This is a genomic window from Halomonas sp. KO116 (genome assembly GCF_000734975.2).
GTDB classification, from domain to species: Bacteria; Pseudomonadota; Gammaproteobacteria; order Pseudomonadales; family Halomonadaceae; genus Vreelandella; species Vreelandella glaciei.
The window spans coordinates 2,991,620-3,014,099 of the sequence record NZ_CP011052.1; the positions used below are offsets into that span (position 1 = coordinate 2,991,620).

The 22,480-nt window shown below is 53.3% G+C and carries 23 protein-coding genes; 6 read left to right on the forward strand and 17 right to left on the reverse strand.

Going from position 1 to position 22,480, the window contains the following annotated elements:
- Window positions 1–7: 7 nt before the first annotated feature.
- The 6 genes from cysN to KO116_RS13850 all read right to left on the reverse strand — a co-directional run bounded on the left by cysN (window position 8) and on the right by KO116_RS13850 (window position 5,287).
- Window positions 8–1,450, reverse strand: a complete 1,443-nt coding sequence (cysN, locus tag KO116_RS13825) for a sulfate adenylyltransferase subunit CysN (RefSeq protein ID WP_035566536.1) — start codon at window positions 1,448–1,450, stop codon at window positions 8–10.
- The gene (gene cysD / locus KO116_RS13830) at window positions 1,450–2,343 is read right to left on the reverse strand and encodes a sulfate adenylyltransferase subunit CysD (protein WP_035566537.1); all 894 of its coding nucleotides are present in this window, start codon (window positions 2,341–2,343) and stop codon (window positions 1,450–1,452) included. Before cysD ends, cysN begins: the two co-directional genes overlap by 1 nt.
- A gap of 297 nt (window positions 2,344–2,640) precedes the next feature.
- Entirely contained in the window at window positions 2,641–3,387 is a 747-nt protein-coding gene (locus KO116_RS13835) for a phosphodiesterase (RefSeq protein WP_035566540.1), read from the reverse strand.
- On the reverse strand, window positions 3,387–3,833 hold the full coding sequence (locus tag KO116_RS13840; protein WP_035566543.1) for a DUF1249 domain-containing protein: 447 nt from the start codon (window positions 3,831–3,833) through the stop codon (window positions 3,387–3,389). Before KO116_RS13840 ends, KO116_RS13835 begins: the two co-directional genes overlap by 1 nt.
- Before the next feature lie 2 nt (window positions 3,834–3,835).
- Window positions 3,836–4,555 carry an NUDIX domain-containing protein gene (locus tag KO116_RS13845; RefSeq protein ID WP_035566545.1) on the reverse strand — a complete coding sequence of 240 codons (720 nt, stop codon included), beginning with the start codon at window positions 4,553–4,555 and terminating at the stop codon, window positions 3,836–3,838.
- A gap of 72 nt (window positions 4,556–4,627) precedes the next feature.
- Window positions 4,628–5,287 carry a tetratricopeptide-like helical gene (locus KO116_RS13850; RefSeq protein ID WP_035566547.1) on the reverse strand — a complete coding sequence of 220 codons (660 nt, stop codon included), beginning with the start codon at window positions 5,285–5,287 and terminating at the stop codon, window positions 4,628–4,630.
- Between the two features lie 160 nt (window positions 5,288–5,447).
- On the opposite strand from KO116_RS13850, the gene greB reads away from it, so the two are divergent.
- The gene (gene greB / locus KO116_RS13855) at window positions 5,448–5,978 is read left to right on the forward strand and encodes a transcription elongation factor GreB (RefSeq protein ID WP_008957606.1); all 531 of its coding nucleotides are present in this window, start codon (window positions 5,448–5,450) and stop codon (window positions 5,976–5,978) included.
- 31 nt (window positions 5,979–6,009) lie between these two features.
- On the opposite strand, the gene KO116_RS13860 is transcribed toward greB, so the two are convergent.
- The 9 genes from KO116_RS13860 to KO116_RS13900 form a co-directional block, all read right to left on the reverse strand.
- Window positions 6,010–6,738, reverse strand: coding sequence for an SIMPL domain-containing protein (locus KO116_RS13860; RefSeq protein WP_035566549.1), 729 nt, complete (start codon window positions 6,736–6,738; stop codon window positions 6,010–6,012).
- 149 nt (window positions 6,739–6,887) lie between these two features.
- Window positions 6,888–8,171, reverse strand: a complete 1,284-nt coding sequence (locus KO116_RS13865) for a TRAP transporter large permease (protein ID WP_035566551.1) — start codon at window positions 8,169–8,171, stop codon at window positions 6,888–6,890.
- 11 nt (window positions 8,172–8,182) lie between these two features.
- The gene (locus tag KO116_RS13870; protein ID WP_035566552.1) at window positions 8,183–8,656 is read right to left on the reverse strand and encodes a TRAP transporter small permease; all 474 of its coding nucleotides are present in this window, start codon (window positions 8,654–8,656) and stop codon (window positions 8,183–8,185) included.
- 60 nt (window positions 8,657–8,716) lie between these two features.
- A complete protein-coding gene (locus KO116_RS13875; RefSeq protein WP_035566554.1) occupies window positions 8,717–9,703 on the reverse strand; it encodes a C4-dicarboxylate TRAP transporter substrate-binding protein in 987 nt (328 codons plus the stop codon).
- A 167-nt stretch (window positions 9,704–9,870) separates the two neighbouring features.
- The gene (locus tag KO116_RS13880; RefSeq protein ID WP_035566557.1) at window positions 9,871–10,986 is read right to left on the reverse strand and encodes a mannitol dehydrogenase; all 1,116 of its coding nucleotides are present in this window, start codon (window positions 10,984–10,986) and stop codon (window positions 9,871–9,873) included.
- Window positions 10,983–12,620 (reverse strand): UxaA family hydrolase, encoded by a 1,638-nt coding sequence (locus tag KO116_RS13885; RefSeq protein ID WP_035566560.1) that lies wholly within the window; start codon window positions 12,618–12,620, stop codon window positions 10,983–10,985. Before KO116_RS13885 ends, KO116_RS13880 begins: the two co-directional genes overlap by 4 nt.
- Window positions 12,617–13,654 (reverse strand): zinc-binding alcohol dehydrogenase family protein, encoded by a 1,038-nt coding sequence (locus tag KO116_RS13890; RefSeq protein WP_035566562.1) that lies wholly within the window; start codon window positions 13,652–13,654, stop codon window positions 12,617–12,619. Before KO116_RS13890 ends, KO116_RS13885 begins: the two co-directional genes overlap by 4 nt.
- A 200-nt stretch (window positions 13,655–13,854) precedes the next feature.
- Window positions 13,855–14,697, reverse strand: coding sequence for a fumarylacetoacetate hydrolase family protein (locus tag KO116_RS13895; RefSeq protein ID WP_035566564.1), 843 nt, complete (start codon window positions 14,695–14,697; stop codon window positions 13,855–13,857).
- Window positions 14,698–14,719: 22 nt separating this feature from the next.
- Window positions 14,720–15,460 (reverse strand): SDR family oxidoreductase, encoded by a 741-nt coding sequence (locus KO116_RS13900; protein WP_035566566.1) that lies wholly within the window; start codon window positions 15,458–15,460, stop codon window positions 14,720–14,722.
- Between the two features lie 261 nt (window positions 15,461–15,721).
- On the opposite strand from KO116_RS13900, the gene KO116_RS13905 reads away from it, so the two are divergent.
- Window positions 15,722–16,477, forward strand: coding sequence for a FadR/GntR family transcriptional regulator (locus tag KO116_RS13905; protein WP_035566569.1), 756 nt, complete (start codon window positions 15,722–15,724; stop codon window positions 16,475–16,477).
- Window positions 16,478–16,498: 21 nt separating this feature from the next.
- On the opposite strand, the gene KO116_RS13910 is transcribed toward KO116_RS13905, so the two are convergent.
- Window positions 16,499–17,503 (reverse strand): methyltransferase, encoded by a 1,005-nt coding sequence (locus KO116_RS13910; protein ID WP_035566572.1) that lies wholly within the window; start codon window positions 17,501–17,503, stop codon window positions 16,499–16,501.
- Window positions 17,500–18,324: a methyltransferase domain-containing protein gene (locus KO116_RS13915; protein ID WP_035566880.1), complete on the reverse strand. Its 825-nt coding sequence runs from the start codon at window positions 18,322–18,324 to the stop codon at window positions 17,500–17,502. Before KO116_RS13915 ends, KO116_RS13910 begins: the two co-directional genes overlap by 4 nt.
- A 273-nt stretch (window positions 18,325–18,597) precedes the next feature.
- Here KO116_RS13915 and KO116_RS13920 point away from each other — a divergent pair, with 273 nt between their 5' ends.
- The 4 genes from KO116_RS13920 to KO116_RS13935 all read left to right on the forward strand — a co-directional run bounded on the left by KO116_RS13920 (window position 18,598) and on the right by KO116_RS13935 (window position 22,390).
- Window positions 18,598–19,608, forward strand: coding sequence for a LacI family DNA-binding transcriptional regulator (locus KO116_RS13920; RefSeq protein WP_035566575.1), 1,011 nt, complete (start codon window positions 18,598–18,600; stop codon window positions 19,606–19,608).
- A gap of 90 nt (window positions 19,609–19,698) precedes the next feature.
- Window positions 19,699–20,682, forward strand: a complete 984-nt coding sequence (locus tag KO116_RS13925; protein ID WP_035566577.1) for a sugar kinase — start codon at window positions 19,699–19,701, stop codon at window positions 20,680–20,682.
- Window positions 20,683–20,729: 47 nt separating this feature from the next.
- Window positions 20,730–21,704, forward strand: coding sequence for a 2-hydroxyacid dehydrogenase (locus KO116_RS13930; RefSeq protein WP_035566580.1), 975 nt, complete (start codon window positions 20,730–20,732; stop codon window positions 21,702–21,704).
- Complete coding sequence (locus KO116_RS13935; protein WP_035566583.1) at window positions 21,701–22,390, forward strand: HAD family hydrolase; 690 nt, start codon at window positions 21,701–21,703, stop codon at window positions 22,388–22,390. The genes KO116_RS13930 and KO116_RS13935 overlap by 4 nt, the downstream gene beginning before the upstream one ends.
- The last annotated feature ends 90 nt before the right edge of the window (window positions 22,391–22,480 follow it).

The following is a 22,480-nucleotide window of genomic DNA, read 5'->3' on the forward strand; positions in this document are numbered from 1 at the left end:
ATGCCGGTTAGCGGTTAAATAATCCGCTGATATCTTTAGCTTCCCAGTGGGGGAAATGCTTCCGCACCAGTGCATTCAGATCGCGCTCAAAGGCCGCCCAATCGGTGGTACTTGAAACACTGCCTGGAGCGCTTGCCGTGCCGCGAATCATACCGGCGCCTACGGTCACGTTGGTCAACCGATCAATGATGATAAAGCTGCCGGTGCCCGGGCTGGTGCGATAATCATCCACCGGAATAGCGGCGGTCAGCTCTACGTCGCAGCGGGCAATCGCATTTAAACCCAGCGAGTGAGTGGCATGTTTCTCGAGGGTATTGACGTCTATCTGGTAATCAATCGCACTGACCTGACCGGAAAGATCGCGGGTTGCCAGTTTGAAATCGTAGAGCTTACCCGGCGTTAACGCCTCTTCCTGCATCCAGACAATATCGGCTTTAAAGGTGTTGGCGAGCGGTAGTTCGCTATCTGCTGCCACCAGCCAGTCGCCACGGGAGATATCAATCTCATCTTCCAGGGTCACCGTGATCGCCTGGCCTGGATAGGCCGCGTCAAGGTCACCATCATAAGTAACAACCCGTGCAACCCGCGACGTTTTACCCGAGGGGAGTGCCTTAACGGCTTGCCCTGGGCGCAACACACCCGCGGCTAAGGTGCCGCAATAACCGCGAAAATCAAGGTTCGGGCGGTTGACGTACTGCACCGGCAAGCGCAGATCGCTGAGGTTCTGATCGCGTGTAATCTCGACACTTTCCAACAGTTCAATCAGCGTTTGCCCCTGGTAACTGTCGTTAAAATACCAGGGCGTGTGTTCGCTGCGATTGACCACGTTGTCGCCATTCAGCGCCGACATCGGCACAAAGCGAATGTCCGGCGCCTGCAGATTAGTGGCAAAGGCGCGGTACTCATCGACTATCTCGTTAAAGCGCTGCTCGGAGAAGTCCACCAGATCCATCTTATTGACTGCAATCACCAGGTGTTGGATACCCAGCAGGTCGGCAATAAAGCTATGGCGGCGAGTCTGGGTCTGCACGCCGTAGCGGGCATCGATCAGGATAATCGCCAGGCTGGCGGTTGAAGCACCTGTGGCCATGTTGCGGGTGTACTGCTCATGCCCAGGCGTATCGGCGATAATAAACTTGCGCTTATCGGTAGAGAAAAAGCGGTACGCGACATCAATGGTAATGCCCTGCTCACGCTCTGACTGCAGGCCATCCACCAACAACGCCAGATCAACGGTATCACCGGTCGTACCACTGGTTTTAGAAGCCTGGGTGATCGCTGCCAGTTGATCTTCAAAGATCATTTTCGAGTCGTGAAGCAGACGGCCAATCAGCGTCGATTTACCGTCGTCGACGCTACCGCAGGTAATAAAACGCAGCAGGTCTTTGTTTTCGTGCTCGTGCAGGTACTGCTCGATATTATCGGCGATTAAATTAGACTGGTGAGACATCAGAAGTACCCCTCGCGCTTTTTCTTCTCCATGGAACCCACCTGGTCGCGGTCGATGGCGCGGCCACTGCGTTCACTGGTTCGGGTCAGCAGCATCTCTTGAATAATTTCCGGCAGCGTCGCGGCTTCGGACTCTACCGCGCCGGTTAGCGGGTAGCAGCCAAGCGTTCTAAACCGTACCGACTTCATTTCCGGCACTTCGTCGGGCGCTAATGGCATGCGGTCGTCATCCACCATCACTTGCATACCGTCGCGCTCGACTATGGGCCGTTTGGCCGAGTAGTAGAGCGGCACGATGGGTATCGACTCTAGGTAGATGTACTGCCAGATATCCAGCTCAGTCCAGTTAGAGAGCGGAAAGACGCGGATCGATTCGCCTTTATTAACCTTGGCGTTATATACGTTCCAAAGCTCAGGGCGCTGGTTTTTAGGATCCCAGCGGTGATACTTATCGCGGAACGAGTAGACGCGCTCTTTAGCACGCGAGGCTTCTTCATCGCGGCGGGCACCACCGAAGGCTGCATCAAAACCGTATTTATCCAACGCCTGCTTGAGCGCCTGGGTTTTCATGATATCGGTGTATTTGGCACTGCCATGATCGAACGGGTTGATATTGGCCGCCCGCCCCTCTTCGTTGGTATGCACGATCAGCTCCATACCCGCTTCTTCTGCCATGCGGTTGCGGAACTCGATCATTTCGCGGAACTTCCACGTGGTATCCACGTGCATCAGCGGGAATGGCGGTGTACCGGGGTAAAATGCTTTACGCGCCAGGTGCAGCATGACCGACGAGTCTTTGCCAATGGAGTACATCATCACCGGGTTGGCGAACTCGGCGGCGACTTCACGGATAATATGGATAGACTCGGCTTCTAATTGCTTGAGGTGGGTCAAGCGCGCGGCATCAGGGGCATTAAAAGCCTCCTCCTGCGTAGCTGAAGATGAAGAACGCGTCTCTGAAGACCGATCTTTTGACGACCGCTCCTTCGAAGAAATAGTAGACAATTGGGTCATGGCCCCTTACCTCACAAGAACAAGCTCGTCACACAAGCTAAAATCAGCGTACGTTATAAATAAATGTACGTTCGAATGTGGGTAGGGTAACGCCGAGCCAGTAATAACCCAAAAGAATTAATAACTATCTTTTTATTCCTAAAAAACCTATCTAAAAATAAGGGAGCAATAAACCGTCTAATCAATGCGCTCAATCCAGCTCTGCCACTCGCTTTCCTGGGTATCGCTCCTCGCCAAATCGATAATGCGATAGCCAGGGCGGGAAGCTTCATCGATGGCGAACTGCTCTGCACCAGGCATAAACTGATCGGCCATCGCAGGACAGCCATAAACATCAATCGTCGCTTCGCCTATTCGGCGATGCTCGGCGTAAGCTTGGTGCACGTGTCCAAACAAGATGATCTTGACGTGAGGGTGCTGGCTTAGCAGTTCCCAAAACGCGTCGCGATCTTGTAGGCCAATGGCATCCATCCACATCGCACCCACGTTAACCGGCGGATGGTGCATAGCAATCAGCGTGGGGCGATCGTCGCTCTTTAACTGTTCAGCGAGCTGATCTTGGCGCTCGCTTCCCAGTTCGCCGTGGGGCTTGCCCTCCACCTGGGTATTGAGCATCAGTATGCGCCACGAATCCAAGTCCACTTGATCGACCATCGGACGCTCGGCAGCCATGAACTCGGGCTGATCGTGATTACCCGGCAGCCAGTACCAGGGGCAAGGCAACTGCTCCAGCGCCTCCACCGCCAAAGCGTAGGAAGCAGCTGACTCGTCCTGGCTCACGTCACCGGTAAACAGCACGATATCGGGCTTTTCAGTGACAACGGCACTCAACACCTGCTGAAACTGTCGCCAGGGTATTCCCGCGCGGGAACGCGCTGCGGTATCCGCATAGAGATGGGCGTCGGTAATCTGAACCACACGCATTAGGGAGTCTCCGGCACGTCAACACTGTGGCCGTGGGCAAGGCCGTGAGCCAGCCACTCGCCCAGGAAGCGGTTGAGTTGAAGCTTTTCATCCGGCTGATGCATACGGGCGTTAGGATAACGGTAGCGGCCACTAAAATGACGCTCGCGCTGAAAGTCGGTCACTTCCGCCATGCGCACATCGTGATAGAGGTGTACGCGCATACGCGGCCCTTCCATGACGGTATCTAACGGGCCAGTTTGAGAAACATTCACCATGGTGGTGTAAGGCGCCTGCTCTTGAATATACAGATGCAGATCGCCGAAATGCTGTTTATCGCCGCGCAGGGCAATATCACGACGCTGTCCGGCCTCCATATCGCCCACCAGTCGCACCAAACGTAAATAGTTGGCGCTGCACTCCCCTTGGAGCGATTTTAAATCGGTGACATAGGCCGTTCTCGCCATGTTCACTCCTCGTCGGTTTCGCTTTGTGTCAGCGCCTGCTGTGAAGCGGCGCGAAGTGAGGCTCGTTGGCTATTAAGCCAATGTAGTCCAATCAGACACATGGCGTTGTCGAGTCGTCCCTGCGTCAAGAGCTCCCAGGCATTGGCAAACGGCATGACATGTACCCGAATGTCCTCATGCTCTTCGTCTAAGCCATGAATCCCACCTAGCCCTTGGCAATCCACCAAACCACAAAATAGGGTCACTTCCTCGTTGCAGGCGCCGGGGCTTGGATAATAAGTGTGTAATTTGGTCAGTGCGGCCACTTTACAACCCGCTTCTTCCCACGCTTCACGGCGGGCCACGTCTTCCAGTGACTCGCCATCTTCCACCAGACCCGCCACCAGCTCGAGCTTCCAGGGAGACACGGCATCATCAATGGCGCCTGCGCGAAACTGCTCAATCAATACCACTAAATCGCGGGCAGGGTCGTAAAGCAGCACACCTACCGCGTCAAAACGGCTGTGTACTTCTCGGCTTATAGGTTCGCTCCAGCCACCTTCGAATAGGCGGTGACGAAGTTCCAGGCCTTCCAGGCGGAAAAACCCTTGATGCAACGCCTCACGCTTGAGCAGCTCAACGTCACCGCGCTTTAACTGCGGAACGCTAAGCGCTGAGCTTCGAAAAGGGGCCTCTTGAGATGGAGAATTTCCAAACTCAGCGTTTTTAGGGCTAGACGCCATGGAGCACTCCCGGTGGTGATAATCGATCTATTATCAATGCTTGCCACCGGGAATGCCAATCCAGTGAGCGGATTAAAGCTGATTGAGCAGCGTCTCGGCATCGCGACGCAGCGCTTCATCTGAGACTTGCCGGTTCTCGCGAGCGGTGCCGTTAACCGCCCGCTCGGCATGCTCACGCGCTGCCTGCTCATTGCCCTCTTCTTTCAAGAAAGCGGCATAGTAGTAGTTAACATCGATACCGTCCGGGCGGATCTCCAGAGCACGCTGGAACATGCGTTCAGCCGTCTCGCTATTGCCGAAGCCGAGTGGTCGACCCGGCGCGCGGTCGTAAAGCGCGCCTAGCGTGACGTAGGCCGAACCATTCAGCCCTTGCGGATCGATTTCAATCGCTTGCTCCAGCGCATCGCGCGCATCACCTGCGGTTCCCAAGGCGCCCAAGCCACCCCTTTCCCGGGCATAGGAGGCCAAAATAATGCCCTGCCAGACAAGTATGTCAGCTTCATCTTCGTGCTGTTCAGCCAATTGTTCCACTTCGCCGGCCAACGCTTTCAACGTACTTTCTCGCTCATTGGCAGGCATCTCCGTCACGGTGTGCTCCCAGCGGTTTTTCAACGAAAACAGCTCGCCTTCGAAGGCGGTCGCGGTCAACGGTGACAGCACCAGCGCGGTACTCATCGCGGCGGCGATCAGGGAACGTGGTAAAGACATGGGTAAAAAATAGAGAGTTCGCATACATGCTCCTGAATTATTATTGTCCAGCGTAGACTCACCAATGGCGGGCCTCTCACATAATGTAACGAACGTTTGAATGATTCGCCAGTGGCATGTTGCTTGGTATGCTTCGCGCAATTAACGTAAAGTAGGTAGCTCGAAACACGAAGGGGAACAGGTAATGAAAGGCCGCAACATGACCCGCTGGCGCGATCCAGCCAAAGATCCGCGTCAAGCCCCTAAGAGCAATCTGATCACCCCGGAAGGGGCGTCACGTCTGCGCGCTATACTGGATCATCTTTCACGGGTTAAACGCCCGGCCCTTTCAGAGAAAGTCGGCGAAGCCGCCGCTCAGGGCGATCGCAGTGAAAACGCAGATTACACTTATAATAAGAAAGAGCTAAATCGGGTTATTGCCCGGATTACCTACCTGACAAAACGTTTAGACGAACTGCAAATTGTCGATCGGCTGCCTGCCGATACTAGCAAGGTGTTTTTCGGCGCCTATGTGAGCCTGGAAGATGAAAACGGCGAGCAGGTACATCTCAGGATTGTTGGCCACGATGAAATCGACACTAAAAAACGCTGGATCAGTATCGATGCCCCCATGGCCAAGGCCCTGCTGAGCAAGCAGATAGGCGATGAGGCGAAGGTGCTCACCCCCAATGGTGAGATGTTTTATACCATCACCGCCCTAGACTACACGGGCTGAGCGCCCTTCCCTTGGCGCGTTCCTATTAAGCCTAGTCCTGTAAAGAATAGTCCACCGTGGTGACGACGCGGACGCGTTTGGTTTGTGGCGTGTAGCTATCCAGATCTTCAATGGAAAAGTAGCCTTGCGTGGCCTGACGAATCTGCCCCACTTGGCTACCGGAATCTTCAGCAAACTGCTGTGCGGCGTTGCGCGCATCCGCCGTTGCCGCTGCAATCATTTCGGGCTTGATGTCATCAAGCCCGGTGAATAAAAATTCCGTGCGGTATTCATAGCTGGGTGAAAGCAGCACGCCTTCACGCACCAGCGAAGTAGCGCTAGGGATCGCCTCAATCACGCCCTCAACATTGGGGGAGCGCAGTAGCAGCGTCGCTTCGGCACGGTAGCGTTCATCCGGGCGCTGACCGCCGTATTGGTTGCTAAATTGATCGGTAATTCGTGGCGGTGTCGAACTAACATGCTCTGGGGCAAAGCCCTGGGCCTTAAGAAAATCGCGAATCGCCTGCTCATCCCTGGACAACTGCTGCTCAAGGTCGCCCAAGCTATTGGCGCTGACACTGTAGTTGAACGGCCAAAGCACTAAATCTGCTGGCACTTCCCGCTCTGACAAGCCGCGCACTGTCACGCTACGGGACGACTGCTGCCACACTTCGGCAGCCCCCTTGATATAGCTGCCGCCGACAACCAGCCCTATCGCTAACAACCCACCAAGCAAAACGGCACTTGCCAGTACCGCCGTATTTCGAATACTGCCTGCCATTTCAGCCACTCCCACAAACTGCCGTTAAATTAACGACTACTTATTTGCATCATAGACCTTAAAGGTCAATTCGTGGGCGGCTGATTGTGGCAAGTTTGAGGAAATGCCCCCCTGCATTTAAGCAGAGGGCCGGCATTAAAACGATTTATTTAGAAAACGAGCGCGGGCAACGCGAGAGAGATTGCGGGAACGAAGGTGGTCAGTAGCAGGATGCATACCATAACTAGCCAGAACGGCATGACGGCGCGAATAAAAGAAGCAACGCTAACCCCCGTAATACTGCAGGTCGTGAACATCACCGTTCCCAGCGGCGGGGTAATCGTGCCAATGGTAGCATTAATGATGAAAATAATGCCGAAATGAACCGGATCAATACCGAACTGAGCCGCGACTGGAGCCAGGAGGGGGGAAAGCACAATCAGGATGGCATTGCCTTCCAGAAACATCCCTAACACCAACAGTAGCAAATTAGCTAATAGCAGGAAGACAATCGCGCTACCTACTTGGGATGAGAGCAGCATAGCGATCTCTTGCGGTATCTGTTCCCAAGTAAGGAAGCGAGCAAACCCTGATGCCACGGCAATAATAAAGAGCACATTGACAGAGGCAAGAAGTGACTCATTGGTTGCCATGGCGATGCTTTTTGGCGTCATCTGCTTATAGACAAAAACGCCAACAATTAGCGCATAAAGCACCGCAATAGCACCGGCTTCTGTCGGCGTGAAGACACCAATCCGAATACCGCCAATCACCACCAATGGCAGCATCAAGGCGATAACACCTGCACGGGTAACACTCACCCACTCATGACGTGTCACCTTCTTGCGCTCGGGTGGCTGATAATGATGCCGACGACATAAATATGAAACCAGCACCATCAAACTGATGGCCATCAACACACCCGGTACTACTCCCGCTAGAAATAGCCGCCCAATTGAAACGTTATTGACGTAGCCATACACGATCAAAGCAATACCAGGTGGAATTGTCGAGGTAATCAATGACGACGCCGCCGTAACCGCACTGGAAAAAGACTTGGGATAGCCCTTCTCAGTCATGCTGGGCACTAGCAGTTTTGCGTTCATGGCGGCATCGGCAATGTTGGAACCGGAAAGCCCTCCCATAAAAGTACTCAACAGCACGTTGGCCTGCGCCAATCCGCCATGCATGCGTCGCGTCAGCAGCTCAGCCAGCCTGAGTAAACGGTCAGTGATACCCGAATAGTTCATGAAGACGCCAGCCATAATGAAAAACGGGATCGCCAACAGCGAAACCGACTCCAGTCCTCCGGCCAGGCGTTGGATCAGCAGCATCATCGGTTGATCGGCACCCACGATGAAGTATAGAAACGTCGAGAAAAACAGTGCAAAGGCGACAGGCGTACCTAATAAAAACAACACAAACAGTGCGCCAAGAGCAGTCGTGACAGCCATGTGGTTGTCTCCTATGGTTTATGTCGCTGAAACAACCGCACCACGCAGTGATATATCATTACCACTGCGCTAACGGGAATCGCCACATGAATCCAGTAATAGGGAATTTGCAGCATCGGCGTACTGCGAAATGCTGAAATACTGAGTAATTGGGTGCCCCAATACAGCATGGCCAGAGCACTCATTAAAATGATGCCCACGCTGAATAGCTGCTCATTCCAATGCGCTAAGCGGGGTGGAAGCTTATCGGTAACGAAGCTGATGAATACATGCTCGCGGCGGCGCACCAACGCACTAGCCCCCAGAAAAGTGGCCCAGACCAGCAGTAACTGAAGTACCTCTTCTGTCCAAGCCAAAGGGAAATTAAACAGATAACGCATAAAAACATTACTGATAGCTACTAAAAAGAGCGCGAAAACAGCTGCCGTCGCGATAACCTCATCCAGCCGCATCACTCGATCTAGCCACGTAAAAATACGCTTCATACCAGACTCCTTGACCAGATACCCCAGCAGGCGCTGGGGTACCATAAAATCACACGCTAATCAGCCGTTGATGATCTCGTAGACATCGTCATAGAGACCATCACTCCACTGAGGGAACGCGGTGGGAATCTGTTCTGCAGCTCGCTCACGGAAGGGGGTGGTATCAACCTCGTGAATCTCTACGCCTTCGCTGCGCAGTTTCTCCAGCGCCTGTTCACTATCTTCTGCGACAAGCTCAGCAAGATATTCAGCCATTTGCTGGCCGGTATCAGTCAGAATCTGCTGCTGCTCTTCATCCAGCTGATCCCAAAATGCCTGTCCCGTAACGAAAGGTGCCACGGTATGCATATGCGCCGTCAGGCTAAGATGCTTGACCACCTCGTGAAACTTTCCGCCAAAGAGCACGGCAGCAGGGTTCTCGACACCATCTACCATTCCCTGAGCCAAAGCGGGATAGACATCCCCCAGTGACATAGGTGTTGGTGTCGCGCCCATGGCACGAATGGCTTCGACATACATCTGCGAGTTCTGGACACGTACGCCCACACCGTCGAGGTCATCAGGGCTATTCACCGGCTCACGTGTTAACAAATGGCGAACACCGTATACGGCGTTAGGAATTACAATGTGATACCCGGAGGATGCTACCTGCGCCATTTGGTCAGCAAACCATTCAGAGTCAAATACCTTGAGTTTGGTCTCAAAGTCTTCGCTCAAATAGGGGGCATCCAGTACGGCGAGGTCGGGAACCGAGTCTAGAAAGTTGCTGTAAGCCGTAATCGAAATGATGGCGGAACCGAAACGAGCCTGTTCCATCACCTCGGTTTCAGAGCCTAATTGGCTTGCTGGAAAAACTTTAAGCTCTATTTCACCATTACTTGCTTCATTGACCCATTCGGCCCATTGATTTACAGCGACATCTACCGGTTCACCGGGCTGGTTGCCATAAGCCACACGAATCACAGTGTTTGCTTGGGCAGCACTGACAAAGCCAATGCTGGTGACCGTAGCAAGCGTAATCGCGATAGAGAGTTTATTTAGACGCATGATGTACTCCATTTTTTTTGTGTGTAACGACGGTTATTGTTCCTACCCTGAAGGCAGTGTTGTTTTATATACAATTTATCTACATAAGATAATACTGCAGTAATAGAGCGCTATTATCTCTGCCATGTGATTTACATAGCACCTCCTTATAAGGGGCTTACTGCCTTCTACTTCCTGCCAAGCGCTGCACAAAGCCGTGGAGTGGCGATCTCATATTTAATTCCTAGTTCCACCACAGGTTCCAATCGCCGTGTCAGCTTATCGCCATGATAATTTGCAATATCCTCAAGCCGATGATCCAGGTAGGGGTTGTCGAACCGCTCCAAGGTGTTATGCCAATAGGCGTTTAAATCCATATCCGGCAGTTCACGGGCCAACACGGGCAATACCTCTTGCATCATGACTTCGCTGAGGCCATTACGTAGCCATGGCTCCTGCATAGCCTCTCTTACGTAGGTAACGGACTCTGTTAACCCATTCTGGCGCCACTGATCGACAAGATAGGTATGCGCTAAATTGAGAATGTGCAGTTTGCGTAATTCAAACGGCTGAAGTGAACTTGCCATCTCAACGGCAGGGTGCTCAAAGGGCATTACCAGACCTGGTGTTTGTTGTATTGCCCAAAGCGCATAAGGCTCGGCAACTGCGCCGACGGGCTCCAAAGGGGCCGAAACGATGCGATCCACAAGCGTATTGACCCAGCAACAATGGGCCGCTAACCACTCTTCAAAGGGTGTATCGTGATAATCCCGACGCGCCAGTTGAAGCACTATTTCCTTCAATACGTGACCATTGCTGCCGATCAATTCACAAGGCAGCAGTGTCAAGCCTGGCTGCCCTGCACTAAAACGTGCATAGAGTAGCTTGGTGAGCTTACCGGGAAAGCTTGAGGGCACATCAGCGAGACTAGTGTCATCTGCCACTTGGTAGCCACTGTCCCCTGTGTTGGAGATCACCCAGCGTGCCATGTAGATAAAGTGGTGCTCTAACGCCTGCCACTGCTCTTGAGCCACCAGGCAGCCTGCAACGCTACCAATTGAGAGCTGCTCATCGACGGGCTGGCCATTGCGCAATCCCCTAATATGTAGCGGGTAGCTTGCTTGTTGTGCCAGCGCGACTGCCTTGGCTTTCCCCTCGGGCCGTGAAGAAGTTTGTACGACAAGAATGGCTTCCTGGCTGTTACCGTTTTCAATCGCCTGTGCAGCAAAAGCAGCCACATGACCCAGCAAAAAACGGCTGGTACCAAACTGAACAATACTCGCCTGAGAGAGCGGCAGTTTCACAATGACACTCCTCGTTTCCAAGGAATAAAATCCAACTGTGAAAGGCGCTCTGCCTTGGTGGTATAACGACCCGACGCGGTATCGATACACAGTTGCAGCAACTCATCCGCGAGCTCTGCAATGCCAGCTTCACCACGAATAACCGGACCAGCGTCGAAATCGATGACATCGCTCATCCGTCTTGCCATCTCGCTGTTACTGGAAATTTTGATCACTGGTGCCACAGGATTACCAGTGGGGGTACCCAAACCAGTAGTAAACAGCACCAAGTTGGCACCAGATCCCACTAGTCCTGTTGTAGACTCAACGTCATTGCCAGGCGTACATAGCAGATTAAGGCCCTTGCGGGTCATGGGCTCGGTATAGTCGAGCACATCCACCACTGGACTATCCCCGCCTTTTTTAGCAGCCCCCGCCGATTTCATCGCATCGGTGATCAAGCCGTCACGAACGTTGCCCGGTGAAGGATTCATGGAAAAATCAGCTCCCACTGCGTGGGCGTGACGTTGATAAGCTGTCATTAACGACGTAAACCGCTCGGCCACTTGGGGATCACCACAGCGGGCGAGCAACTCATGCTCAACGCCGCACAACTCAGGGAACTCACTTAAAATACCACTCCCTCCCAGCGCCACAATCCTATCTACCACAGCCCCGACAACAGGATTGGCAGAAAGCCCAGAAAAGCCATCCGAGCCACCGCACTCGACGCCCAGGGTGAGCTCAGAGAGCGCTGCCGGTTGTCGTGTCAATTGATTAGCTTTCTTCAGCCCATCAAAAATGGCTGTCAGCGCATCGCGGATAAGCTCTTCTTCACTGTTGGATGCCTGCTGCTCGAAGTAACTTACGGACTTATGACCTTTCGGATCACGCGCCGTGATCGCCTGCTGTAGCATACTGATCTGCGCTTTCTGACAACCCAGACTAAGCACCGTGGCCCCAGCCACGTTAGGGTGGCAAATATAGCCTGCGAGTAACTCGCAGAGTGCTCCAGCATCGCCATCCGTGCCGCCGCACCCTTGTTGGTGTACCAGAAAACGCACGCCATCCACATTGGGGAATAGCCGCTCACCCGCAGGCAGTACCGACTCAGCGGCATTTTCGCCATGTAACAACTGCCTCGCCATACGCTTGTAGTCATAAAAGGGGTCGTCCCCCAATGCATCGGCAACGCACTGGCGCAGCACCTCAATATTGCGGTTCTCACAAAACACCAAAGGCACTACTAACCACACATTCGCCGTTCCAACTCGCCCATCCGGGCGGTGATAACCATCAAACGTTGTCTGTTCAAACGCGGTCACAGACGGGGGCTGCCACGCCTGCTGGTGCATATTGCCGGTTAAATCCTCCGTTGAGTGCACCAAGTTCTCAGTGGTAATCGCCCCACCAGCAGCAATTGACTGAGTCACTTTACCAACCCGAACGCCGTACATAATGACCATATCGCCCACGGCCATATCTCTGAGGGCGAACTTGTGCTTATGACGAACAGGCCCAGGCAGCGTAATACTGACGCCTTGATCCTCGATCACCGTGCCGGCGGGTAGATCGGTCAACGCGACGCGAACATTATCCACCGCATGGACACGCAGCGTGAGATGGGGCGTTTGGCTCGCGATCAGGTCACTCACGGGCGTACTTCCTCAGCGTCAATGGAAATCATGGCTTTGATAACCTGATTGGCAGGGTCACACCACTGGGACATTTGGGTGGGTACGTCGGCGAGCGGTGCCCGATGAGTAATCATGGCTTCGGCGTTAATGTCACCGCTCTCCATCAGGGCCACCACGTTATCGAAGTCTTCTCGGGTGGCGTTTCGGCTCCCCATGAGGGTCAGCTCTTTCTTGTGGAAATCAGGGTCGTTAAAGGTAATATCGGCTTTGACCACGCTGACCAGCACATAGCGCCCACCGTGGCCTGCCAGATCGAACCCCGCCTGCATGGCACGCGGGCTGCCGGTGGCATCGAACACCACATCCGCTAATGCGCCGCCATTCAATTGACTTATTAGCTCAGCCACATCGGCGTCCTGAGGATTCGCCACCGCATCAGCGCCCAATACATCGCGGCAAAAAGCCAACCGGGAAGCGTTGGTATCGACCATCAGTGTGCGTGCACCTTGGCTTTTAGCCACCTGCAGCACGCCCATACCAATCGGGCCAGCGCCAACGATGATGGCAAGCTCATCCGCTTGTAGCGCGCTGCGCCTAACCGCGTGAGCGCCAATCGCCATGCACTCCACCAGGGCGAGCTGATCGATACTCAGTGTTTCCGATACCACCAAATGGGTAGTAGGAACGGACAAATACTCCGCCATACCGCCATCTTGATGGACGCCAATCACCTGCATGTTCTGGCAGCAGTTGGTTTTATGCTGCAGACAGGCGCGGCACTCACCACAATGCAGGTAAGGGATAACGTAAACCTGCTTCCCTAGTAAATGCTGGGCTTGGTTGTCAGCGACCTCGACTACCTCACCAGCTAGCTCGTGGCCCAGCACGCGAGGGTATGCAAAATAGGGCTGGTTGCCGCCATAAGCATGAATATCCGTTCCACAGATACCGATACGGCGAATACGCAATAACGCTTGCCCAGGCGAACACTCGGGTCGATCGGCGTTAGCTAGCTCCAGATGGTGCGGTTTTGTACAAACAAGCACTTGCATGAGTGCGCTCCTTTTCACCACGCCAATAACTCACCAAGCCACTAAGGCTAACCAAGCAGAGCGATGGGTACATTGATCCAGTGGTCAGGCCTTTCTGGGTAAAAAAAAACCATATTTTAGCCTTGGGCCTGACACTTATCGTGTTGCTACTATCAACGGGCATCACCCGCTGATAGTTATAATTCCAGAGACTTTATTTACTACGCCTGTATGACGCGCTGTAGCTGCTCACCAAGGCCTTCAATCCCTAAGCGCATTTGCTGTCCATTGCGAAGGTAAACAGGAGGCTTCTGCCCCATGCCAACTCCTGGCGGCGTTCCGGTTGAAATCACATCACCGGGCTGCAGACTCATAAAGCGACTCAAGTAGCTAATCAAAAAAGGCACTTGATAGACCATGGTGCGGGTATTGCCATCCTGATAGCGGTGGCCGTCAACCTCCAGCCACATACTCAGCTGGTGGGGGTCCGCGACTTCATCTCGAGTTACCAGCCAGGGGCCTAATGGGCCGAACGTATCGCAGCCTTTGCCTTTATCCCAGGTACCACTGCGCTCTAGCTGAAACTCGCGTTCGGATACGTCGTTGACGACACAGAAGCCAGCCACATGGGACATCGCATCAGTTTCATCAATATAACGGCCACCTTTGCCGATAATGACCCCAAGCTCCACTTCCCAGTCGGTCTTCTTAGAACCGCGGGGGATTTCAACATCGTCATTAGGGCCGCAAATGGCGCTGGTCCACTTATTGAAAATGACAGGTTCAGCGGGAACCTCGGCGCCGGTTTCAGCCGCATGGTCTGAATAGTTGAGGCCAATACAGATAAATTTACCCACACGCCCTACACATGGCCCCAAACGAGTATCAGCCGAGACTTCAGGCAGTGCTGTTACCTCGATATCGCGCAATTTTGTTAATGCTTCATCGCTTAAAACATCGCCAGCAATATCACCCACGATAGAAGAAAGATCACGCACCTTCCCCTGACTGTCTAAGATACCCGGTTTTTCCTGGCCCGGAGAGCCAAAACGTACAAGCTTCATATTGTTATTCCTTCTAAAGTAATCAGTTTGCCCAGCCGCCATCAATCAACTGTGTAGTACCCGTAATAAACTCAGACTCATCACTGGCTAGAAATGTTGCCAACGCCGCGACCTCTTCAACTCTTCCCAGCCGGCCCATTGGCTGGCGGGCAATAAAAGACGCCAGTACATCCGCTTCACTGCGTCCCTCTTTCTGGGCCTGCTCAGCGATGCGCTGCTTTAATGAAGGCGACTCAACAGTGCCTGGGCAGATAGCATTGCAACGAATGCCTTGTGTCATAAAGTCGGCAGCCACTGATTTGGTGAGACCGATCACCGCCGCTTTGGAAGCGCCATAAGCACAGCGATTCGCCACCCCTTTAACGCTGGATGCCAGGGAAGCCATATTGATAATACTGCCGCCCCCATTTACTAGCATGCCCGGTAAAAAAGCCTGCAAGGTATGAAACATAGAGGTGACATTAATATCCAGGGAACGCTGCCAAGTGGCTTCATCACACTCCAGTACAGATCCCCCCGCCACCATTCCCGCACAGTTGAAGAGTATGTCGATATTGGGTAGAGAACTGGCTAGCTCGTGAATCGCTTTGCTATCCGTGACATCCAGGCGATACGCTTCAACGCCTTTTACCCCTTCTAGCGTGGCAATATTAATATCTGTGGCAAATACCCGCGCGCCCTCGGCAACAAAGCGTTCGGCGCTGGCGCGACCAATACCATTCGCGGCGGCAGTGATGAGAGCAGTCTTGTTTTTGAGTCTCATGGTATGGCTATCCCTAACGGCTATAGGACGTCCCTAAAAGCGGTGGCACGTCCTAGCAAAGAGTGGGAACATACATCAGGCCAAAATATCCAGATATCTAATGGCCTGACCAATGAGTCGAGTATGCTAGAACAACTTTGACCCTGGCAAGCCTCAAAAAGCTAAATATTAGCTTTAGAGGATCAACTTTAGTCGCTATAAACCTTAGTCTTGCAAACCTTAGTCGAATGCCTTCGATGAAACGGATAGGAAACACCACGAATGCCGATTCAAACCATCCGCTCGCAGCGCCTTTATCGCCAGATTGCAGATCAATTGCAGCAACTGATCAACGATGGCGAGTTCCCCCCAGGGGCGCTGCTGCCACCTGAGCGGGAACTGGCCCAATCGCTTGGTGTAAGCCGCGCCTCTGTTAGAGAAGCCTTAATTGCACTTGAAGTGGTTGGGCAAGTAGCCGTTCGTGTTGGGCACGGCGTGATGGTACTTGAGTCTAGAGCGACGCCCCTTGAGCCTGTGATGCGTGCCGCAGCACGCACCGAAGCTTGGGCACTTGACCCAGAGTTCGAGAGCGAGATCGAGCTCAACCTGGATGAAGAAATCCCCCCCTTCTCACTGCTCCAAACGCGGCGTTATTTGGAGCCAGAAATTACCGCCTTGGCTGCCATGAATGCCACCGATGACGACCTGAAAGCAATTCGCCTGGCCTTCGAACGCAATGTATCTGACAACGCTAATGGCGGACGCAACTGCGCCGGAGACCGGTTGCTGCATATCCGCATTGCCGAGGCCTCCGGCAATGCCGCCTATGCGCTGGTCATCAAGCATCTGCTTGGTCATCAATACGGTGCCATGTTCCGCCGACTCCAAGAGCTATTCACGGAAACAGATATGCCTCAGCGCTCCCAAGACGACCACGAACGCATTGTCAACGCAATCGAATCGCGTGACCCTATCGCTGCTCGACATGCCATGGAAGTCCATTTAGACCATGTTTTAAATGTTTTCTTTGCTGAATAAACCGCCCCTCACCGCTAGCGTTTAACGACTTGGTTTAATCGCACCGTACACCTTAAAACGACGATTGTCGGCCAGCGTATAAAAATCTTGGAACGCACGCTGCAAGTGATCGGGATAAGGCAGAAAGCCGTTAGCAACAATCACCAAGCGTCCACCAGTGGTTAAGTGTTCAGGTGCTTGGCTAATCAAGCGCTGGCTTGGGCCATAGCTGATATCGCGCTCTTTATGGAAGGGTGGATTGCTGATAATCCAGTCAAACTGCTCCTCCTCAAGCGCGCTAAAGACATCGCTACAGAGTACTCGCCCTTCGAGCCCATTCTCGGCTAACGTGCGTTTACAGGCTTCTATCGCAAAGGCACTAATATCCACGGCGGTCACAAGGTGACCACGCTGGGCCAACCAAGCGCTGACAATACCGTCGCCACAGCCCATATCCAGTACTTTGAGCGGTTTTTTCGGCAAGCTATCCTCAATGCTTTCCAGCATTAATAGCGTGCCTTCATCGACTTTGCCATGGCCAAAGACACCAGGATGGCTGGCTAGCGTTAAACCCAGCGCTTCAATGTTTTGCCAAGCGCTATCACTAGCTGAATCTAACGCAATGGTATAGGTGGCAAAGAGTGAACAGCGACGCGCGTTATCGCGCTTGTCCCACCTCATTCCCAGCTCATCCAGCATCTTGGGAACACGCTTGATCCCCCCTTGATGCTCGCCAACAATCTCTAACGGCGTGCCGCTAGGTAGCTGTTCACATAACCACTTCAGCCACCAAATACCTAACTGATGGGCTTTTGGCCAAAACAGCACCACTTCTTTTCCTAATGGCTCACCCGCGGCCAAGTCAAAAGGTGTCCGGGCTTGCTTGCCCTTTGCCTTCCATTCGTTTAGCACCGCAAAATCACCGCTCAACACTCCCGCTGACTGGTCAATAAGCCAGCTATCCACAGGCGGGCCTACGACCCATAGCGCTGCGTACTTATCTCTTTGGCGCTCTAATAACTGACACGCAGGGGCTTGGGCACTCATTCAGAGCTCTCCGGTTTCGTTAATGTGTACAGTAGGTAACGACCCAATCGCCAGTGCGGGTCTTGGCGACAGTACTGTTTTTCCAGCGCCAGTAGCGTTTCTTTTTCTGCAGGCGTTGCGGGGGGATGGCGTAAGTAATCTTGAAATACTCGGATGCCAGCTACGGCATCTATTTTCAGTCCGTTTGCTGCGCTCCACTGGGCAATGTCGGCGTGCGTTATCGGCGAAATGGGCGTTAAACGTTGCCGTTTTCCCTTCCCCTCCAATCGGCCACTCAACGCCTTCTCAAGATTGCCTTTAACCACATTAGAGAAACGCAGCGCATCGCGATTAAACACCATCAAGCTAAGCTGGCCACCAGGCGCCAGCAGATCACTTAGGTTAGTCAGGGCTGCTTGCGGGTCACCCAGCCACTCCAACACTGCGTGGCAAGTAATCAGCGACCATGGCCCCGGTGCCTGCGGGGGCAGGTCCTGCAAGGACGCTTGCCGGTAAGTAATGGAGGAGTGAGGTAGCGTCGGATCATCGTGATGCCACTGTTGGGCATAACTGAGCATGTCTTTCGAAGGCTCCACCATGGTCACCTTATGCCCACGCTTGGCAAACCACGCCGTTTGTTGGCCCAGACCGCCGCCCACGTCAAGGACGTTCTGCTCGTTTAAAAGCAACATTTGCGGTAATAAATAGTCGAGCATCACTAAGCGCAACTCGCCACGGGGTGCCTGATAGAGTGAACGGGAGAACTTATCGGCCAAGCCATCGAAATAGCGATCTCCAGCCTCTGTTAAGTCATAGCTTTTTGGTAAATCGTTTGGGTGCATACCGCGGGCATCGCTTTTGCGAGGAAACGCGCAGTTTACCTGATTCATCCTGCTCAGCCGAATGGCATACTCCTCAACGCCACTCATAGCAAAAAGCTATCAAAAAACCACCCCGTATAACAAAAAAACATGAATAGATTTACAAATAGCCGGGCGGTAACCCCCTCCGATTACAATATTTATATGGTTAACCACATCTAATTAACTGTGTACCGTTGCTTTTGATGTCAAGCATATACAAAATGGAACCGTTCCCATTCCGCGAAGACCATTATGTCATCTGCAGTACGACGTTCTACCATTCTTGAAGTCGCCCGTTTAGCCGGTATTTCAAAAACTAGCGTTTCGCGTTATTTTGGCGATGAACGGGAACGTCTATCGCCCACTCTTCAGGACCGCATTGCCCAGGCAGCAAGCACTCTAGATTACCAGCCCAACCAAATGGCGCGTGGACTCAAGGGTGGGCGCTCCAAGCTCATCGGGATGCTGGTAGCGGATATCCGCAACCCTTTTTCCGTGGCAATTACCCACGGTGTCGAACAAGCATGCCGCCAGTACGGCTACTCATTATTGGTATGCAATACCGACAACGATTCTGAGCAGGAGCGCCAGCATTTAGACCTTCTGGGTGCGTATCAGGTGGCAGGCTTGGTGGTTAATGCCACCGGCAGCCCCGAAGCCCAACTACAGACTTTCATCAGCCATGGAACGCCAGTCGTGCTGCTAGACCGCGAAATCAGCAATGTGGATGCAGAAGTAGTAGGGCTTGATAACCAGCTAGCGATTGATAGCGCACTTGATCACCTTTCTGCCCAGGGTTACCAAGCCGTGTTGTATGTCAGCGAAGCCCCTGAGCAGTCAAGCACACGGCAACGACGGCTGGCCTGCTTTAACGAGGGCGCCCAACAGCGTGCGTTAAGCCATGCAACGCTACTGTTATCAAGTGACACCAACACGCGCCAGGCGCTAAGCCATTTTTTAGCCGCCCATCCTCAACACGCCTGCGCCGTACTGTGTGGCAACGGCAATGTGACCTTGACGATAACGCGCCTTTTCCAGCAGCTAGGCCTACCGCTTGGTCAATTCGGCTTAATGGGCATTGATGAACTCGACTGGTGCGATCTCGTGCCTCCTGGTATTACCACGCTTGCCCAGCCAACCGATGCTATCGGGAAAACGGCGCTTCACTGCTTGAGGCATAGAATTACACCTCAAACAACGCCGCCGCCGACAACATTGAGTTTTGCACCTACCCTAATCGCAAGAGGCTCCACCCGGCGTTAGCATTTTATGATCGCCCAAGCTTTATAAAAGCAACATAAATGGTATCGTTCCCATTAACCGACGACCAACAACATCAAGAGATGACTAACCATGTCCCACTCCTTTACTAACCCTCCAGAAGTCCTCACTTTTGGCGAAGCCATGACCATGTTCGTGGCAGACTCCCCCGGCAAGCTTTCCGACGTTGAGCATTTTCAGCGCCGCATTGCAGGCGCAGATACCAATGTGGCGATTGGTCTGTCGCGTTTAGGGTTTCATGTCGGCTGGTTAAGCCGTGTGGGCAGTGACAGCTTTGGCGACTTTATTCGCAATACGTTAGAAAACGAAGGGCTGGATTGCCGTCACCTTCATACAGATACCCAGCACCCTACTGGGTTACTGTTTAAAGAGCGCGCACTTGGCGGCGCAGACCCAAAAGTAGAGTATTTTCGTCGCGGCAGCGCGGCCAGCCACCTATCCCCACAAGACGCTAGCGATATTGACTTCGGCGCTCTGCGCCATGTACATGCAACGGGCATTCCCCCCGCCCTCTCCGCCTCTGCACGTGAACTCGCTTACCATACGCTTAAAGAAGCCCGAGCTAATGGTGCGAGTATTTCTTTTGACCCCAATTTACGTCCCAGCCTATGGGCCAGTGAAGCCGACATGCGCAAGACGCTCAATGCCCTTGCCATGTTCTCCGACTGGGTATTACCTGGGCTTTCAGAGGGCCAACTTCTCACTGGGCAGAAGACGCCTTACGACGTAGCAGGCTACTATCTGGATCAAGGCGCCTCGGCGGTGATCATCAAGCTGGGGCCGGAAGGTAGTTATTATCGCGGCAACCTAGGTGGGCAGGAAGAGAGCTTTACGGTAGACGGTTGCCACGTAGCAGACGTTGTGGATACCGTAGGTGCTGGCGATGGTTTCGCTGTCGGCGTGATCAGCGGCCTGCTTGACGGCTGCTCGGCACGTCAAGCAGCCCAACGGGGCAACCTCATTGGTGCTCAAGCCATTCAGGTGGTTGGCGATATGGAAGGCCTACCTAACCGCCAGCAACTTCAAGCGCTTGAAACCGATCAACCCACTGCTTAATTCGCCCCGTTATGCTTTATTAAGCGCTTTATAATCAGGAGACAACAATGAAAAAACAACTAGTGGTTCAAGGACGACTCAGTGATGCTCAGTTAGCCGAGCTTAGCGACTTGTTTGAGGTGGAGGTGCTGCCGAAAACGACCGCACTGAATGATCCTGCTAATCACGCTCTACTGGCTAACGTTCATGGCATTATCGGTTCCGGCTTAGCGATTACCCCTCAGCTGTTAGACACAGCGCCTAAATTGGAAGTCATCGCGACTATCTCTGTTGGCTACGACAACATCCCTGTTGATGAACTGACCAAGCGCGGCATCATGCTATGCAACACACCGGATGTGCTCACTGAAACCACCGCCGATACCGGCTTTACCCTGATCATGGCCACGGCTCGCCGGGTAGTTGAATTAGCCGAGTGGGTCAAAGCCGACAAGTGGCAAGCGAGTATTGGCCCGGCACTGTTTGGCAGTGATGTACATGGTAAAACCTTGGGCATGGTCGGGTTTGGGCGCATTGGTCAGGCGGTCGCCCGGCGTGGTGCCCTAGGGTTTGGTATGAAAGTGATTTACTCCAACGCCTCTCCCAAGCCTGAATTAGAAAGCGAATTAGGCGCGCAGCGTCGCGAACTCAACGAGCTGCTAGCCGAGGCCGATTTTGTCTGTGTGACAGTGCCTCTCACGGCTGAAACCGAACGATTGGTCGGTGCCCAGGAGTTCGCACAGATGAAGCCTTCAGGCATATTCATCAATATTGCCCGCGGTAAAGTGGTCGATGAGAGCGCTTTGATTCACGCCCTTGAAAACGGCGTTATCCAAGCCGCTGGATTGGATGTATTTGAAAAGGAGCCGCTCTCCGCCTCTTCGCCACTGCTGAAGATGTCGAATGTGGTCGCTCTGCCTCATATAGGCTCAGCCACCCATGAAACCCGCGACGCCATGGCCCAGCGCGCGGTGGACAATATTCGCCTAGCGCTGCAGGGCGAACGCCCAATTAGCCTAGTTAATGAGGAAGCCTGCCGATGAGTACTGATAAGTCCCCCTCCTCGCCTTTCTGCTTACTCTTCGACTGCGACGGTACCCTGGTGGATAGCGAAATACTGCTTGCCGAGGTGATGGGCGCGCTCCTTCCCGAATTCGGTTTACCCTTCTCAGCACAGCAATATATGGACGAATTTAGAGGGGTACGTTTCCAGACGATTGTCCAAACGCTGGAAAACCGTTTTCAGGTGTTAGAAGAAGACACATTTTCCCAGCTTGAGGCGGGTATGCGAACACGTATGGAAGCGCGCATGCGCGCTGAACTTATCGCGATATCTGGTATGCCCGCCGCGTTAGAACAGTTAAGCAGCCACCCTAAAGCCGTGGTCTCTAATGGCCCAGAACGCAAAATTCGCTGCGCCCTGGAAAGCACCCAGCTGGGTCATCACTTTGCAGGTAATTTATTTAGCGCTTATACCCTCAATGTCTGGAAACCCGACCCTGAGCTTTACCTTAAAGCGGCGGCCGCCATGGGCTTTGCCCCCCAACGCTGTATTGTAATTGACGATGCGGCCGTGGGAGTGGAAGCCGGTCTAGCGGCAGATATGCACGTTATTCATCTCAACCATTTCCCGAACGAGGAAAGCACTCCCGAAGGCGCCCTGGGGATTCATCACGCAAGCGAACTGCCAGCGGCAATTTCACGCTTATCGACCGCCGCTATCGCTTAGCGGCAGGAGCGAGGAGGCTTTTAAAAGCAGGTCGCCAGGTGTTCTTTCACGTTCAAGGCGTCATCAACAAGCAGCAGTTGGCGCCATTTA

Excerpts from the sequence above, each read along its gene's own strand:
- cysN (WP_035566536.1), bottom strand. The coding sequence starts at position 1,450 with ATGTCTCACCAGTCTAATTTAATCGCCGATAATATCGAGCAGTACCTG.
- KO116_RS13835 (WP_035566540.1), bottom strand. The coding sequence starts at position 3,387 with ATGCGTGTGGTTCAGATTACCGACGCCCATCTCTATGCGGATACCGCA.
- KO116_RS13840 (WP_035566543.1), bottom strand. The coding sequence starts at position 3,833 with ATGGCGAGAACGGCCTATGTCACCGATTTAAAATCGCTCCAAGGGGAG.
- KO116_RS13845 (WP_035566545.1), bottom strand. The coding sequence starts at position 4,555 with ATGGCGTCTAGCCCTAAAAACGCTGAGTTTGGAAATTCTCCATCTCAA.
- KO116_RS13850 (WP_035566547.1), bottom strand. The coding sequence starts at position 5,287 with ATGCGAACTCTCTATTTTTTACCCATGTCTTTACCACGTTCCCTGATC.
- greB (WP_008957606.1), top strand. The coding sequence starts at position 5,448 with ATGAAAGGCCGCAACATGACCCGCTGGCGCGATCCAGCCAAAGATCCG.
- KO116_RS13860 (WP_035566549.1), bottom strand. The coding sequence starts at position 6,738 with ATGGCAGGCAGTATTCGAAATACGGCGGTACTGGCAAGTGCCGTTTTG.
- KO116_RS13865 (WP_035566551.1), bottom strand. The coding sequence starts at position 8,171 with ATGGCTGTCACGACTGCTCTTGGCGCACTGTTTGTGTTGTTTTTATTA.
- KO116_RS13870 (WP_035566552.1), bottom strand. The coding sequence starts at position 8,656 with ATGAAGCGTATTTTTACGTGGCTAGATCGAGTGATGCGGCTGGATGAG.
- KO116_RS13875 (WP_035566554.1), bottom strand. The coding sequence starts at position 9,703 with ATGCGTCTAAATAAACTCTCTATCGCGATTACGCTTGCTACGGTCACC.
- KO116_RS13890 (WP_035566562.1), bottom strand. The coding sequence starts at position 13,654 with ATGCAAGTGCTTGTTTGTACAAAACCGCACCATCTGGAGCTAGCTAAC.
- KO116_RS13895 (WP_035566564.1), bottom strand. The coding sequence starts at position 14,697 with ATGAAGCTTGTACGTTTTGGCTCTCCGGGCCAGGAAAAACCGGGTATC.
- KO116_RS13900 (WP_035566566.1), bottom strand. The coding sequence starts at position 15,460 with ATGAGACTCAAAAACAAGACTGCTCTCATCACTGCCGCCGCGAATGGT.
- KO116_RS13905 (WP_035566569.1), top strand. The coding sequence starts at position 15,722 with ATGCCGATTCAAACCATCCGCTCGCAGCGCCTTTATCGCCAGATTGCA.
- KO116_RS13910 (WP_035566572.1), bottom strand. The coding sequence starts at position 17,503 with ATGAGTGCCCAAGCCCCTGCGTGTCAGTTATTAGAGCGCCAAAGAGAT.
- KO116_RS13915 (WP_035566880.1), bottom strand. The coding sequence starts at position 18,324 with ATGCACCCAAACGATTTACCAAAAAGCTATGACTTAACAGAGGCTGGA.
- KO116_RS13920 (WP_035566575.1), top strand. The coding sequence starts at position 18,598 with ATGTCATCTGCAGTACGACGTTCTACCATTCTTGAAGTCGCCCGTTTA.
- KO116_RS13925 (WP_035566577.1), top strand. The coding sequence starts at position 19,699 with ATGTCCCACTCCTTTACTAACCCTCCAGAAGTCCTCACTTTTGGCGAA.
- KO116_RS13930 (WP_035566580.1), top strand. The coding sequence starts at position 20,730 with ATGAAAAAACAACTAGTGGTTCAAGGACGACTCAGTGATGCTCAGTTA.
- KO116_RS13935 (WP_035566583.1), top strand. The coding sequence starts at position 21,701 with ATGAGTACTGATAAGTCCCCCTCCTCGCCTTTCTGCTTACTCTTCGAC.